This is a genomic window from Pseudomonas sp. BN515 (assembly GCF_029873155.1).
In the GTDB taxonomy this organism is placed as follows: Bacteria; Pseudomonadota; Gammaproteobacteria; order Pseudomonadales; family Pseudomonadaceae; genus Metapseudomonas.
The window spans coordinates 113,761-127,420 of record NZ_SSOH01000071.1 but is presented as its reverse complement, the minus strand read 5'-3'; the positions used below and the strand labels follow the sequence as shown (position 1 = coordinate 127,420).

The window sequence follows — 13,660 nt, the reverse complement described above, 5'->3', positions numbered from 1 at the left end:
CCGCCGTAAAGAGAGACTGCCGATCAGATGTCCAGCAGCAGACGAGCCGGGTCTTCCAGCAGGTTCTTGATGGTCACCAGGAAGCTCACAGCTTCCTTGCCATCGATCAGGCGGTGGTCGTAGGACAGAGCCAGGTACATCATCGGGCGAATAACGACCTGACCGTTGATGGCCATCGGGCGCTGGATGATGTTGTGCATGCCGAGAATGGCGGCCTGCGGCGGGTTGACGATCGGGGTCGACATCATCGAGCCGAAGGTGCCGCCGTTGGTGATGGTGAAGGTGCCACCAGTCATCTCGTCGATGGACAGTTTGCCTTCACGGGCCTTCTTGCCGAAGGTCGCAATGCCGTTCTCGACTTCAGCCAGGCTCATCAGCTCAGCGTTGCGCAGAACCGGAACCACCAGACCACGGTCGCTGGATACGGCAACGCCGATGTCCTGGTAGCCGTGGTAGACGATGTCGTTGCCGTCGATGGAAGCGTTGACAGCCGGGAAGCGCTTCAGCGCCTCGACGGAAGCCTTGACGAAGAAGGACATGAAGCCCAGGCGCACGCCGTTGTGGGTCTTCTCGAACAGGTCCTTGTACTTCGAACGCAGCGCCATGACTTCGGTCATGTCGACTTCGTTGAACGTGGTCAGCATGGCCATGGTGGACTGGGCTTCGACCAGACGCTCGGCAACCTTGGCACGCAGGCGGGTCATCGGTACGCGCTTCTCGACGCGTTCGCCAGCGGCGAAGACCGGAGCCTCGGCAGCCGGGGCAGCGGGCTTGGCGGCCGGAGCAGCCGGAGCGGATTTCTTCGCTTCGACGGCGGCAACCACGTCTTCCTTGGTCACGCGACCGCCTTTGCCAGTGCCGGCAATGCTGTTCGGGTCGATGCCGTTCTCTTCAGCCAGCTTGCGGGCAGCCGGAGAGAGGATGGCGTCATCGGCACCTGCGGCGGCCGGAGCGGCGGCCTGGGCAGGGGCGGCAGCCGGGGCAGCGGCAGCAGGAGCAGCAGCCGCGGCACCAGCGTTCAGCTTGCCGAGCAGTTCGCCGCTGAGGACGGTGTCGCCCTCGTTCTTGACGATTTCAGCCAGGACGCCGTCGGCTTCCGCCAGGACTTCCATGACCACTTTGTCAGTTTCGATGTCGACGATCAGCTCGTCGCGCTTGACCGCATCGCCCGGCTTCTTGTGCCAGGTAGCCACGGTGCCGTCGGCAACCGATTCCGGGAAAGTGGGGGCTTTGATCTCGATAGCCATTGTTCAGGGTTCCTATCTAATTCGGTTTCTTCAGCGCGAAGGCGTTAAACAGTAAAGGCATCTTGCAGCAGTTTTTCCTGCTGCTCAGCGTGCATGGAGGCGTAGCCGCAAGCCGGAGCTGCAGAACCTTCACGACCGGCGTACTCGAGGAACAGGCCCTTCTTGTGGGCTGCCGCGACACGACGCATGTGGTGCTGGCTGCAGTACCAGGCGCCCTGGTTCATCGGCTCTTCCTGGCACCAGACGATGTGCTTGAGATTCTTGTACGGAGCCAGAATCTCTGCCAGGTCGTCCTCGGGGAACGGATACAGCTGCTCGATACGCACGATGGCGATATCTTCGCGGCCTTCGGCACGGCGCTTCTCCAGCAGGTCGTAGTACACCTTGCCGCTGCACAGGATCAGGCGGTCCACTTTCTTCGGATCGATTGCGTCGATCTCGTCGATGACAGTCTGGAAGGAGCCTTCGGCCAGGTCTTCCAGGGTCGAGATGGCCAGCTTGTGACGCAGCAGGGACTTCGGAGTCAGGGCCACCAGCGGCTTGCGCAGCGGGCGGATAACCTGGCGGCGCAGCATGTGGTAGACCTGGGCCGGAGTGGTCGGCACGCAGACCTGGATGTTGTGCTCGGCGCACAGCTGCAGGTAACGCTCCAGGCGCGCGGAGGAGTGCTCCGGACCCTGGCCTTCGTAGCCGTGGGGCAGCAGCATGGTCAGGCCGCACAGACGACCCCACTTGTGCTCACCGCTGGTAATGAACTGGTCGACCACGACCTGAGCACCGTTGGCGAAGTCACCGAACTGGGCTTCCCAGATCACCAGCGCGTTCGGCGTGGTGGTGGAGTAGCCGTATTCGAACGCCAGCACTGCCTCTTCCGACAGGTAGGAGTCATACAGATCGAACTTCGGCTGGTCGGCGAACAGGTGCTGCAGCGGCAGGTAGGTGCTGGCGTCCTTCTGGCTATGCAGCGCCGCGTGGCGGTGCGAGAAGGTGCCGCGGCCCACGTCCTGGCCGGTGATACGTACCGGATGGCCTTCGAACAGCAGGGTGGCGTAGGCCATGGTCTCGGCGAAGCCCCAGTTGATCGGCATCGCACCGGCGCCCATCTTCTGGCGGTCTTCGAGGATCTTGGCGACCTGACGCTGGACCACGAAGCCTTCCGGAATTTCCAGCAGCTTGGTGGAGAGCTCCTGCAGGGTCTTCAGATCGAAGCGGGTGTCGTGACGAGCGGTCCAGGCATGGCCCAGGTAGGGGCGCCAGTCGACGAAGAGCTCCTTGTTGGGCTCCTTCACCAGGCTCTTGACCACGTGCTGGCCGTTGTCCAGGGCGGTACGGTACTCGTCCACCTTGGCCTGGATGGCGGCGACGTCGAGCACGCTGGAGGCGCTCAGGGCATCGGCGTACAGCTCACGGGTGGTGCGCTGCTTGGCGATCTGCTGGTACATCAGCGGCTGGGTGCCATTCGGCTCGTCGGCCTCGTTGTGGCCGCGACGGCGGTAGCAGACCAGGTCGATGACCACGTCACGCTTGAACTGCATGCGGTAGTCGACGGCCAGCTGGGTGACGAACAGCACGGCTTCCGGATCATCGCCGTTCACGTGCAGGATCGGCGCCTGGATCATCTTGGCGACGTCGGTGCAGTACTCGGTGGAGCGCGAGTCTTCCGGACGGCTGGTGGTGAAACCAACCTGGTTATTGATCACGATGTGGATGGTGCCGCCCGTCTTGTAGCCACGGGTCTGCGACATCTGGAAGGTTTCCATGACCACGCCCTGGCCGGCAAATGCTGCGTCACCGTGGAGGGAGATAGGCAGAACCTTGTCACCGGTCTTGTCCTGGCGACGATCCTGACGGGCACGTACGGAACCCTCGACCACCGGGGAAACGATTTCCAGGTGAGACGGGTTGAACGCCAGGGCCAGGTGAACTTCGCCGCCCGGAGTCATGACGTTGGAGGAGAAGCCCTGGTGGTACTTCACGTCACCGGAGGACAGGCCTTCGGTCTTCTTGCCTTCGAACTCGTCGAACAGGTCGCGCGGGTTCTTGCCGAAGGTGTTGACCAGGACGTTCAGACGGCCACGGTGGGCCATGCCGATGACGATTTCCTTCAGGCCGTAGGAGCCGGAGCGCTGGATGATTTCGTCCAGCAGCGGAATCAGGCTCTCGCCGCCTTCAAGGCCGAAACGCTTGGTGCCCGGGTATTTGGTGCCCAGGTACTTTTCCAGGCCCTCGGCAGCGGTCAAGCGCTCCAGCAGGTGGCTCTGGACTTCCGGCGAGAACGCCGGACGGCCGCGCACGCTTTCCAGACGCTGCTGGAACCACTTGCGCTGCTCGGAATCGACGATGTGGGTGAACTCGGCACCGATGGTGCGGCAATACGTCTCGTTGAGGGTCTGCTGAATCTCGCGCAGAGTAGCCTCTTCTTTGCCGATGTAGAGCTCACCAGTGCGGAAGGTGGTATCGAGGTCGGCGTCAGTCAGCCCGTAGTGGCGGATCGACAGGTCAGCCGGAGCCGGACGCTGCCACAGACCAAGCGGGTCGAGCTTGGAAGCCTGGTGGCCGCGCATGCGGAATGCCTGGATCAGGCGCAGGACTTCAACCTGCTTCTTCTCGTGCTCAGAACTCACTGCACCAGCGGACACCGGCTGGGCGCGGCGCTGATTCTTGGCGAGCAGGACGAAATGATCCCGGATGGTGGAGTGCGAAACGTCGGTGGCAAGATTGCCGTCGGTCGGCAGCTTCTGGAAGTAGGTGCGCCACTCTTCGGGCACAGCGTTGGGATCGTGCAGGTAGAGCTCATAGAGCTCTTCCACATATGCAGCGTTACCACCGGATAGGTGGGCACTGTTCCACATGCGCTGCATTTCGCTTTCTTGCATGCTTTGTCACCCTCGATAAGGGGACACCATCGGCATGGACACCGCTAGGGCTAAGAAGTCCTGGCACAGCGACTTCGGTAAAGCCACCAAGGATCCCGCTGATAGTCCGGGCACCAGCCCGGTTGCCCCTGCTGGTCATCTATATATTTTTCAAATAAGGAACACGGCTTTGTGAGCTGCGTTCCTGGTTTTACTGCGGTACCGACCAGGCCGGTACCGCAGGTGTTACGCGTACAGCAATCGAATCAGGTACCGCTTTGCAGCAGCATGCTACGTACGTGGCCGATCGCCTTGGTCGGGTTCAGACCCTTCGGGCAAACGTTCACGCAGTTCATGATGCCGCGGCAACGGAACACGCTGAACGGGTCGTCCAGCGCAGCCAGTCGCTCTTCGGTCTTGTTGTCACGGCTATCGGCCAGGAAGCGATAGGCCTGCAGCAGCGCAGCGGGACCGAGGAACTTGTCCGGGTTCCACCAGAAGGACGGGCAGGAAGTCGAGCAGCAAGCGCACAGGATGCACTCGTACAGACCGTCCAGCTTTTCGCGATCTTCCGGGGACTGCAGACGCTCGATGGCCGGAGCCGGAGTATCGTTCTGCAGGAAGGGTTTCACCTTCTCGTACTGCTTGTAGAAGATGCTCATATCGACGACCAGGTCACGAATGACCGGCAGGCCCGGCAGCGGACGAATCACCAGCTTGCCGCCCTTCAGGCCAGCGGCCGACAGCGGAGTGATGCACGCCAGGCCGTTCTTGCCGTTGATGTTCATGCCGTCGGAACCGCAGACGCCTTCACGGCAGGAGCGACGGTAGGAGAAACCTTCGTCCTGTTCCTTGATCAGGGCCAGTACGTCGAGGACCATCACGTCCTTGCCGTCGGTGTCGATCTGGAAGTCCTGCATGGTCGGAGCGCTGTCGCTCTCCGGGTTGTAGCGATAGACGCTGACAGTAAGAGTCTTGGACATCTCGGCCACCCTTAATAAGTACGTACTTTGGGTTCGAACGCCGGAACAGTCTTCGGCGCGAAGTTGACAGCGCGCTTGGCAACGCGCTTCTCACCCGGGAAGTACAGGGTGTGGCACAGCCAGTTCTCGTCGTCGCGGTCTTCGAAGTCTTCGCGGGCGTGAGCGCCACGGGACTCTTTACGCACTTCGGCGGCGATGGCAGTGGCTTCAGCGACTTCCAGCAGGTTCTGCAGCTCCAGCGCTTCGATACGCGCGGTGTTGAAGGCCTGGGACTTGTCGTTGATCTTGACGTTGGCGATGCGCTCACGCAGGTCAGCCAGCTGAGCAATACCCTTCTGCATGTATTCGCCGGTACGGAATACACCGAAGTAGTTCTGCATGCAGCTTTGCAGCTCGCGTTTCAGCGGGGCGACTTCTTCGCCGCTGGTGCGTTCGTTGACACCGGACAGACGCTTGAGGGACTGCTCGATGTCGGTCTCGCTGGCACCACGCGCCTCGATACCTTCCTTGAGCGCCTTCTCCAGGTGCAGGCCGGCAGCACGGCCGAATACCACCAGGTCGAGCAGCGAGTTGCCGCCCAGGCGGTTGGCGCCGTGAACCGATACGCAAGCCACTTCGCCCACAGCGAACAGGCCTTCGACGATGGTGTCGTTGCCGTTGGCGTCCTGGGTGATGGCCTGGCCATGAATGTTGGTGGCAACGCCACCCATCATGTAGTGGCAGGTCGGGATAACCGGGATCGGAGCGACGACCGGGTCGACGTGCGCGAAGGTCTTGGACAGTTCGCAGATGCCAGGCAGGCGGCTGTGCAGGACTTCCTCGCCGAGGTGGTCGAGCTTCAGCAGCACGTGGTCCTTGTTCGGGCCCACGCCGTTGCCGGCGATCACTTCCTTGACCATGGAACGGGCGACCACGTCGCGGCCGGCCAGGTCCTTGGCGTTCGGAGCGTAACGCTCCATGAAGCGCTCGCCATGCGCGTTGATCAGGTAACCACCTTCACCACGGCAGCCTTCGGTGACCAGTACACCAGCGCCGGCGATGCCGGTCGGGTGGAACTGCCACATTTCGATGTCCTGGACCGGTACGCCAGCACGCAGGGCCATGCCCACGCCGTCGCCGGTGTTGATCAGGGCGTTGGTGGTGGAGGCGTAGATACGACCAGCACCGCCGGTGGCCAGAACCACGGCCTTGGAACGGATGTAGACGGTTTCGCCGGTCTCGATGCAGATGGCGATGATGCCGACCACGGCGCCGTCCTGGTTCTTCACCAGATCAACGGCATACCACTCGTTGAGGAACGAGGTGCCGCTCTTCAGGTTGGCCTGGTACAGGGTGTGCAGCAGCGCGTGACCGGTACGGTCAGCAGCGGCGCAGGTACGGGCAGCCTGGCCACCCTTGCCGAAGTCCTTGGACTGACCGCCGAACGGACGCTGGTAGATGCGGCCCTGCTCGGTACGGGAGAACGGCAGGCCCATGTGTTCCAGCTCGAACACGGCTTCCGGACCTACGGAGCACATGTATTCGATGGCGTCCTGGTCACCGATGTAGTCGGAGCCCTTGACGGTGTCGTACATGTGCCAGCGCCAATCGTCGTTCGGGTCGGCCGAAGCGATGGCACAGGTGATGCCGCCCTGGGCGGATACGGTGTGGGAGCGGGTCGGGAAGACCTTGGTCACCACAGCGGTCTTGTGGCCACCTTGGGCCAGTTGCAGCGCAGCGCGCATGCCGGCGCCGCCGCCACCTACGATGATGGCGTCGAAGGAAAGAGTACGAATGCTAGACATGGATCACACACCCCAGAGAATCTGCACGCCCCAGACGAAGAACGCGAACATTGCCATGCCGCATACCGCCTGGAACAGGAAACGCACGACAGTCGCCGCCTTGCCCAGCGCCATGGGCGTCAGGTAGTCGGTGGAGATAGTCCACATGCCGACCCAGGCATGGACGCTCAGGGCGACCAGGGCCAGCAGGCTGAAGATGCGCATCGCGGTGTGGGAGAACAGACCGTGCCAGTCGGCAAAGGTCAGACCCGGATTGAACAGCAGGTAGCCCAGCAGGAAGAGGAAATAAGCCGCGAGAACGACCGCAGAAACGCGCTGGGCCATCCAGTCATAAAGGCCCGAACGCGAGAAGTTCGTGACGTTGGTTACCATACCCACACCCCCAGCAGCACGATCAGCACCGCAGAAATCACGATGACGATTTTCGAGCCCAGCGCACCGCCCTCGAGCGTTTCGCCGACGCCCGCATCCATTACCAGGTGGCGCACACCGGCGACCAGGTGGTAAAGCAGCGCGGACAGGAGGCCCCAAATCACCAGCTTGGCCAGCGGACTGGTCAGGCACGCTTTTACCTGCTCGAAGCCTTCCTCGGAGCTCAGCGACTTGTCGAGTGCGAACAGCAGCACGGCAATGCCGAAGAAGAGGATGACGCCGGAGATACGATGCAGGATGGACGTGTAAGCAGTGATGGGGAGTTTGATGGTCCTGAGATCTAGGTTTACAGGTCGTTGGCTATTCACGGCTTTTTTTTCACACTGAGGCCCCTAACAAACAGGGCAAGTTGTCGGGAAGTGCACTGATCAGGTACCCCTCACCAAAGGGAGTGCCGACCTCCAGAATATGGGCCCAGGGCCCCTGGCGATCGGGCGCTGAGTATAGACAGTTAGCTGACTAATGACAATGCAAACGCCTGCCCCCAAAAGCGGATTGCGCTGCCCATATAAAAGGCGTAAATAGCCCCTCTTTTTTCGCCTAAAAACCCACGCAAACCCCACTGCCACATGGGTTTCTTCAAATTGACATTCGAATTTATAGCTCTATAGTGTCCCGGGCCCTGCGTGGGGGGCTGTCTGATGATTTCAAGCATAACTAGGAGGCCGCTATGGCTGACAAAAAAGCGCAGTTGATCATCGAGGGCGCAGCCCCCGTAGAGCTGCCCGTTCTGTCCGGAACCATGGGACCCGATGTAGTCGATGTGCGGGGCCTGACCTCCACGGGCTGCTTCACCTTTGATCCTGGCTTTATGTCGACCGCCTCTTGCGAGTCGAAGATCACCTACATCGACGGCGACAAGGGCGTATTGCTGCACCGTGGCTATCCGATCGAGCAGCTGGCAGAGAAGTCCGACTACCTGGAAACCTGCTACCTGCTGTTGAACGGCGAACTACCGAACGCTGAAGAGAAGGCCAAGTTCGTTGGCACCATCAAGAACCACACCATGGTTCACGAGCAGTTGAAGAGCTTCTTCAACGGCTTCCGCCGCGACGCCCACCCAATGGCGATCATGTGCGGCGTGGTGGGTGCCCTCTCCGCCTTCTACCACGACTCCCTGGACATCAATAACCCGCAGCACCGCGAAGTATCGGCGATGCGCCTGGTCGCCAAGATGCCGACCATCGCGGCGATGGCCTACAAGTACTCCATGGGCCAGCCCATGATGTACCCGCGTAACGACCTGAATTACGCGGAAAACTTCCTGCACATGATGTTCAACACCCCGGCTGAGATCAAACCGATCAGCCCGGTGCTGGCCAAGGCCATGGACCGCATCTTCATCCTGCATGCAGACCACGAGCAGAACGCTTCTACTTCTACCGTTCGTCTGGCCGGCTCCTCCGGCGCCAATCCCTTCGCCTGTATTGCAGCCGGCATCGCGGCCCTCTGGGGCCCGGCACACGGCGGCGCCAACGAAGCGGTGCTGACCATGCTAGACGAAATCGGCGACGTATCGAACATTGAGAAGTTCGTGGCCAAGGCCAAGGACAAGAACGATCCGTTCAAGCTGATGGGCTTCGGCCACCGCGTCTACAAGAACTTCGACCCGCGCGCCAAGGTCATGAAGCAGACCTGCGACGAGGTTCTGGCCGAGCTGGGTATCAACGACCCGCAGCTCGAGCTGGCCATGAAGCTGGAAGAGATCGCGCGCAACGATCCGTACTTCAAGGAGCGCAACCTCTACCCGAACGTGGACTTCTACTCGGGCATCATCCTGAAGGCCATCGGTATTCCGACCAGCATGTTCACCGTGATCTTCGCCCTGGCACGTACCGTGGGCTGGATCTCGCACTGGAAGGAAATGCTCTCCGGTCCGTACAAGATTGGCCGTCCGCGCCAGCTGTACACCGGTTACGAGAAGCGCGATTTCGTCGCGCTGGAAGGCCGCAAGTAAGGCTTTCCACCAATGAAAAAGGCTGCCGATTGGCAGCCTTTTTTATTTCAACTTCGTCTAACCGTTCAGCGCTTTTCCGCCCGCTGGCGCATCGCTTTCAGGGTATTGAAGGGCGCATCGACCACGAAACTGTTCGCCAGCCAGGATGGCACGCTTCCGCCCGGCTCGGTGTGCACCTGATAGGTCACTTCCACCTCCCCCGTTCCTTTGGGCGCCAGCTTCCAGAAGCCTTGCACCTCGGTCACCCGCACAAAGCCATCGGCTTCCGGCAGGTATTTGGGCACACCCTCCAGAACGCGCGTCACACTGCCATCAGCCCCGATCTCGGAGGTGACGTGCAGCACCGAGTCGCGCGGAGTGACCGGCCAGGGCGTATTGAAGCGGGTATAGGTCCAGCTCTGCGCCCCTTCGCTCTTGAGCAGCTTCTGCTCCTTGCACTCGTGGATCCAGGCGCAGGAACCGGCAACGTCTTCCTGCAGGGCACGCAGTGTGGCCATGTCAGCCTTCATTGTGACGACGCCGCGATAGGCCTTGTACTTGGACCCGGGCACCTCGCTCAAGAATACCTTGATGCCGTCCTCGTCCTTGGCCAGCTTCCAGTCCTCGGCCTGCACGGCGGATGCCGCCAGCAGCCCCAGGGCACAGAGCGCCGCAACCTTGATTCTCATGATCTCTCCTTGCTCAGGCGGTACCGGCGATCTGCCGGCAGATTGATTAGGCGGCCGAAGTTGCCTGTTCCAGCCAGCCGAGCAGGCGGATGGCCTCTTCGCGGCTTTCTCCACAAACCTCGGGATCCGCATCGAAATCGCCACAGACCGTCGGTCGGCGCGGGTCGCCGAACAGCTGGCAGAGGTTCTCCGCGGACAAATGCAGGCAACGCTCACCCGCGGGCTTGCCCTCAGGCATGCCGGGCAGCGGGGAGCTGATGGATGGAGCTATGCAGCAGGCGCCACAGCCTGGGCGGCAATGCATGGCGAAGAACCTCGAACGACAGGAATGACGGCATGAAGCGCCATTTTACTTGGGCAGAGCCGGCGTTGACACGACCCCAGGCACCGAAGATTGCAGGTCACGCAGCTCTTCTAGGCTGTCGCCCTTGTAGATATATGCCTTGAGCCGTCCCTCATGCACTTCAAGTCCGACACGCTGGGGATCACGCAGATCGAACAGCTGATAGGCACTGGACTGGCTCTGAAAGGCCCGAAGGCGTGAGGTCACGAAAAAGGCCTGGGTCGCCGAGGAGCTCCAGCCCCCCTCCTCCTCCGGTCGGCTGCCAGCCGCCAGCACCGCCAGGCGCCGCCCCGACATGTCGTAGACGCCGGAAACCTCGCCAAAGCCGAAGATTCGCTCCCCTGCCTCACGACTCCAGCGCAGGTACAGTCGATTCAGCGCCGGGTCACCCAGCGCCACGACCAGAACCAGACCGCGCTCGCCATCATCCTCCAAGGTCAGCACGTAGCTGCTCAAGGCTCCATCGGCACAGCGCAGCTGCCCCTTCAGCGAGAGCTTGCTCCCCAGACGCTCGAAGGCTTCCAGGCTCTGCTCACGGCATAGCCGGTCACGAAGATCGTGCAATTCCCGCCCCGAATCGAGCAGACCAGGCACCGCCTCTCCCATACCAGCCGCCAGAAATCCACCCTCGGCAGCCCAGAGCACCTTTTCCGGCCGCCCTTGCGGATAGACGATAAGGCCCCGGCCGCTCCACGACATCCGATAGCGGCCAAAGTCGAAATCCCGCGCAACCTTGAACGCCGGCGGCACATGCAGCGTCGCGATCACGGGCTCCTTGCGCCAGGCATCGATACCGCGCAGCGCTGCGATCGCCACCCCGAGGAGCACAATTGCCACAAACCCCAATCCACGCCAGACGGCCATGGCTCACCCCTTTCCTTGAGAATCAGCACCCATTAGGCTTGCGCGCTCCTCCCAGCCTCAGAGCACCCGATCATGCCTGTATGGATGCAGACCGCCACTCTGCTTGCGCTATCCAACGTATTCATGACCTTTGCCTGGTATGGCCATCTCAAGACCCTCAACACCAAGCCCTGGGTGATCGCAGCGCTGATCAGCTGGGGAATAGCCCTGTTCGAATACATGATCATGGTGCCGGCCAACCGCATCGGCTACACCGAACTCTCGGTCGGCCAGCTGAAGATCATGCAGGAAGTGATCACCCTGGCCATCTTCGTCCCGTTCAGCGTGCTCTACATGCAGCAGCCGCTGAAGCTGGACTATCTGTGGGCGGGGCTATGCCTACTAGGCGCCGTCTACTTCATTTTCCGCAGCTAGGCGCCCTGATCGTCGACCAGGCGTTGTTGGAAATCGGATCGAAATGCTCATTGACGGTCGTCAACTCCGCTTTCTCCCCGCTTTCCGCCTAGCCTGGTCTTAGCTCAGGACGCCTGCCTCACGCGCTACGCCGGCTTTTTCAGCCGTGCGATCAGGCTGGACGTATCCCAACGCCCGCCGCCCATGGCCTGGACCTCGGCGTAGAACTGGTCCACCAGCGCGGTAACGGGCAGTTGCGCGCCGTTGCGCGCCGCTTCGTCCAGGACGATGCCAAGGTCCTTGCGCATCCAGTCCACGGCGAACCCGAAGTCGAACTTGCCATCCAGCATGGTCTGGTGGCGATGCTCCAACTGCCAGGACTGCGCCGCGCCCTTGCTGATGACCTCCATCGCGCCTTGTGGATCGAGACCTGCGCACTGGGCGAAGTGCAGTGCCTCGGCCAGCCCCTGCAGCAGTCCGCCGACGCAGATCTGGTTGACCATCTTGGTGAGCTGTCCGCTCCCGACCGGCCCCATGAGGCGAATCATCTTGGCGTAGCTGTCGATAACAGGGGCAGCGCGATCGTAGAAGGCCTTTTCGCCCCCCACCATCACCGACAGCATGCCCGCTTCGGCCCCGGCCTGGCCGCCGGAGACCGGGGCGTCGAGGAAGCCCAGTTCACGCTCGGCGGCCAGGACGGCCATTTCCCGCGCCACGTCCGCCGAAGCCGTGGTGTGGTCCACCAGGATCGAACCTGGCGCCATTCCTGCGAAGGCACCGTCCACCCCCAGCAGCACTGCTCGCAGATCGTCGTCGTTACCGACGCAGACCATCACGAATTCCGCCCCCTCCGCCGCCTCGCGCGGCGTGTCGAAGGCATCGCCTCCGAACTCGTCGCACCACAGCGCGACCCGCCCCGGCGTGCGGTTGTAGATCCTTACCGAGTGACCTTCGCAAGCCAGGTGCCCGGCCATGTTGAAGCCCATTACCCCCAGACCGATGAACGCTACTTCAGCCATTGTTGTTCTCCTTCGTCGACCTGCCGAAAAGCCTAACACGCAGTTTGCCGACCCGCGAAAGCGCCACCATACTCGCTCCGGGCAGGACTCGACCGCCCCATGCCAAGGAGAACCCCATGCCACATTGGCTGGTCATCGATCTGGAAGCCACCACCGAAGAAGGCGGTTGGCCCCTGGAAGAAATGGAAATCATCGAGATCGGCGCGACTCTCGTTCGCGCGGACGGCCATGAAGTGGACCACTTCCAACGCTTCGTGCGTCCCGCGCGCCGCCCATGCCTGACCGGCTTCTGCCGCCAGCTCACCCATATCAGCCAGTCCGACATGGACAGCGCGGCGAGCCTGCCTCAGGTATGGCAAACCTTCGAACGCTGGCTCAGCCATCACAGCCCGCGCCTGGTGGGATGGGCGAGTTGGGGCGACTACGACCGCCACCAACTGGAACAGGAGTGGCACCTGCATGGACTCGACAGCCTGCTAGCTGCCGTACCGCACCTGAATCTCAAGCAGCGCTTCGCTGAGGTGCGCCAACTCAAGCGCGCCGTGGGCCTGCACACCGCCCTGCAACTGGCTGGCCTGCACTTTCAGGGCCAACAGCACCGTGCCCTCGAAGATGCCCGCAACACCGCGCGCCTGCTGCCTCTGGTGCTCCCCGCCTGACGGTTCGAACCTAGTGACGGCATAACCCGCCTTGGGCATACTGTCGGCCCCTTTCAGACCCCATCCAGGAGCCCAGCATGTTCAAGGTCAACGAATACTTCGACGGCACCGTCAAATCCATCGCATTCGGCATGACCGAAGGCCCGGCCACCATCGGCGTGATGGCTGCTGGCGAGTACGAGTTCGGCACCAGCCAGCTGGAAGTGATGCACGTCATCGCCGGCGCCCTGACCGTGAAACTGCCGGGCAGCGACGCCTGGGAAACCTTCGCCGCCGGCAGCAAATTCACCGTTCCGGCCAACAGCAAGTTCCAACTGAAAGTGGCCCAGGACACTGCCTATCTCTGCGAATACCGCTAAGCGCACGCCTCAGGCCTGACGCGCGTCGGCGAGGTGGCTTCAAAGGCAGCCTTGCCGATTCGAGAGAAGAAAAAACCGGCCATGTGGCCGGTTTTTT

General features: G+C 61.9%; 14 protein-coding genes. 4 read left to right on the top strand and 10 right to left on the bottom strand.

The window, feature by feature from the left end; genetic code table 11:
- Nucleotides 1-23: 23 nt before the first annotated feature.
- From odhB to sdhC, 6 genes are all read right to left on the bottom strand, one after another.
- Nucleotides 24-1,247 (bottom strand): 2-oxoglutarate dehydrogenase complex dihydrolipoyllysine-residue succinyltransferase, encoded by a 1,224-nt coding sequence (odhB, locus tag E8E91_RS17670; protein ID WP_280366094.1) that lies wholly within the window; start codon nt 1,245-1,247, stop codon nt 24-26.
- 44 nt (nt 1,248-1,291) lie between these two features.
- On the bottom strand, nt 1,292-4,123 hold the full coding sequence (locus E8E91_RS17665) for a 2-oxoglutarate dehydrogenase E1 component (RefSeq protein WP_280377352.1): 2,832 nt from the start codon (nt 4,121-4,123) through the stop codon (nt 1,292-1,294).
- A 245-nt stretch (nt 4,124-4,368) separates the two neighbouring features.
- Nucleotides 4,369-5,085: a succinate dehydrogenase iron-sulfur subunit gene (locus tag E8E91_RS17660; protein ID WP_280377348.1), complete on the bottom strand. Its 717-nt coding sequence runs from the start codon at nt 5,083-5,085 to the stop codon at nt 4,369-4,371.
- Between the two features lie 11 nt (nt 5,086-5,096).
- A complete protein-coding gene (sdhA, locus tag E8E91_RS17655; protein WP_280377345.1) occupies nt 5,097-6,869 on the bottom strand; it encodes a succinate dehydrogenase flavoprotein subunit in 1,773 nt (590 codons plus the stop codon).
- Nucleotides 6,870-6,872: 3 nt separating this feature from the next.
- On the bottom strand, nt 6,873-7,241 hold the full coding sequence (gene sdhD / locus E8E91_RS17650) for a succinate dehydrogenase, hydrophobic membrane anchor protein (protein WP_280366103.1): 369 nt from the start codon (nt 7,239-7,241) through the stop codon (nt 6,873-6,875).
- Nucleotides 7,235-7,609 (bottom strand): succinate dehydrogenase, cytochrome b556 subunit, encoded by a 375-nt coding sequence (gene sdhC, locus E8E91_RS17645; protein WP_280377342.1) that lies wholly within the window; start codon nt 7,607-7,609, stop codon nt 7,235-7,237. The genes sdhD and sdhC overlap by 7 nt, the downstream gene beginning before the upstream one ends.
- A 362-nt stretch (nt 7,610-7,971) precedes the next feature.
- Between sdhC and gltA the strand changes: the two genes are divergently transcribed.
- A complete protein-coding gene (gene gltA, locus E8E91_RS17640; RefSeq protein ID WP_151133052.1) occupies nt 7,972-9,258 on the top strand; it encodes a citrate synthase in 1,287 nt (428 codons plus the stop codon).
- A 65-nt stretch (nt 9,259-9,323) separates the two neighbouring features.
- Here the strand turns inward: gltA and E8E91_RS17635 are convergent, their stop codons facing one another.
- From E8E91_RS17635 to E8E91_RS17625, 3 genes are read right to left on the bottom strand one after another with little or no spacing between them, the layout of a single operon-like run.
- Nucleotides 9,324-9,926 carry an START domain-containing protein gene (locus tag E8E91_RS17635; protein WP_280377339.1) on the bottom strand — a complete coding sequence of 201 codons (603 nt, stop codon included), beginning with the start codon at nt 9,924-9,926 and terminating at the stop codon, nt 9,324-9,326.
- Nucleotides 9,927-9,972: 46 nt separating this feature from the next.
- Nucleotides 9,973-10,230 (bottom strand): YkgJ family cysteine cluster protein, encoded by a 258-nt coding sequence (locus E8E91_RS17630; protein ID WP_280377336.1) that lies wholly within the window; start codon nt 10,228-10,230, stop codon nt 9,973-9,975.
- A gap of 45 nt (nt 10,231-10,275) precedes the next feature.
- Nucleotides 10,276-11,133 (bottom strand): hypothetical protein, encoded by an 858-nt coding sequence (locus E8E91_RS17625; RefSeq protein ID WP_280377333.1) that lies wholly within the window; start codon nt 11,131-11,133, stop codon nt 10,276-10,278.
- 72 nt (nt 11,134-11,205) lie between these two features.
- Here E8E91_RS17625 and E8E91_RS17620 point away from each other — a divergent pair, with 72 nt between their 5' ends.
- Complete coding sequence (locus E8E91_RS17620) at nt 11,206-11,547, top strand: DMT family protein (RefSeq protein ID WP_190828389.1); 342 nt, start codon at nt 11,206-11,208, stop codon at nt 11,545-11,547.
- 125 nt (nt 11,548-11,672) lie between these two features.
- Here the strand turns inward: E8E91_RS17620 and E8E91_RS17615 are convergent, their stop codons facing one another.
- Nucleotides 11,673-12,545 (bottom strand): NAD(P)-dependent oxidoreductase, encoded by an 873-nt coding sequence (locus E8E91_RS17615; protein ID WP_280377329.1) that lies wholly within the window; start codon nt 12,543-12,545, stop codon nt 11,673-11,675.
- A 116-nt stretch (nt 12,546-12,661) separates the two neighbouring features.
- Here E8E91_RS17615 and E8E91_RS17610 point away from each other — a divergent pair, with 116 nt between their 5' ends.
- Nucleotides 12,662-13,204, top strand: a complete 543-nt coding sequence (locus E8E91_RS17610) for an exonuclease domain-containing protein (RefSeq protein WP_280377326.1) — start codon at nt 12,662-12,664, stop codon at nt 13,202-13,204.
- 77 nt (nt 13,205-13,281) lie between these two features.
- Nucleotides 13,282-13,563, top strand: a complete 282-nt coding sequence (locus E8E91_RS17605; RefSeq protein WP_044875096.1) for a pyrimidine/purine nucleoside phosphorylase — start codon at nt 13,282-13,284, stop codon at nt 13,561-13,563.
- The last annotated feature ends 97 nt before the right edge of the window (nt 13,564-13,660 follow it).

Coding starts and splice junctions, on each gene's coding strand:
- E8E91_RS17615 (WP_280377329.1), bottom strand. CDS start 12,545: ATGGCTGAAGTAGCGTTCATCGGTCTGGGGGTAATGGGCTTCAACATG.
- E8E91_RS17665 (WP_280377352.1), bottom strand. CDS start 4,123: ATGCAAGAAAGCGAAATGCAGCGCATGTGGAACAGTGCCCACCTATCC.
- E8E91_RS17610 (WP_280377326.1), top strand. CDS start 12,662: ATGCCACATTGGCTGGTCATCGATCTGGAAGCCACCACCGAAGAAGGC.
- E8E91_RS17605 (WP_044875096.1), top strand. CDS start 13,282: ATGTTCAAGGTCAACGAATACTTCGACGGCACCGTCAAATCCATCGCA.
- gltA (WP_151133052.1), top strand. CDS start 7,972: ATGGCTGACAAAAAAGCGCAGTTGATCATCGAGGGCGCAGCCCCCGTA.
- E8E91_RS17635 (WP_280377339.1), bottom strand. CDS start 9,926: ATGAGAATCAAGGTTGCGGCGCTCTGTGCCCTGGGGCTGCTGGCGGCA.
- E8E91_RS17620 (WP_190828389.1), top strand. CDS start 11,206: ATGCCTGTATGGATGCAGACCGCCACTCTGCTTGCGCTATCCAACGTA.
- E8E91_RS17630 (WP_280377336.1), bottom strand. CDS start 10,230: ATGCATTGCCGCCCAGGCTGTGGCGCCTGCTGCATAGCTCCATCCATC.
- sdhA (WP_280377345.1), bottom strand. CDS start 6,869: ATGTCTAGCATTCGTACTCTTTCCTTCGACGCCATCATCGTAGGTGGC.
- E8E91_RS17660 (WP_280377348.1), bottom strand. CDS start 5,085: ATGTCCAAGACTCTTACTGTCAGCGTCTATCGCTACAACCCGGAGAGC.
- odhB (WP_280366094.1), bottom strand. CDS start 1,247: ATGGCTATCGAGATCAAAGCCCCCACTTTCCCGGAATCGGTTGCCGAC.
- sdhD (WP_280366103.1), bottom strand. CDS start 7,241: ATGGTAACCAACGTCACGAACTTCTCGCGTTCGGGCCTTTATGACTGG.
- E8E91_RS17625 (WP_280377333.1), bottom strand. CDS start 11,133: ATGGCCGTCTGGCGTGGATTGGGGTTTGTGGCAATTGTGCTCCTCGGG.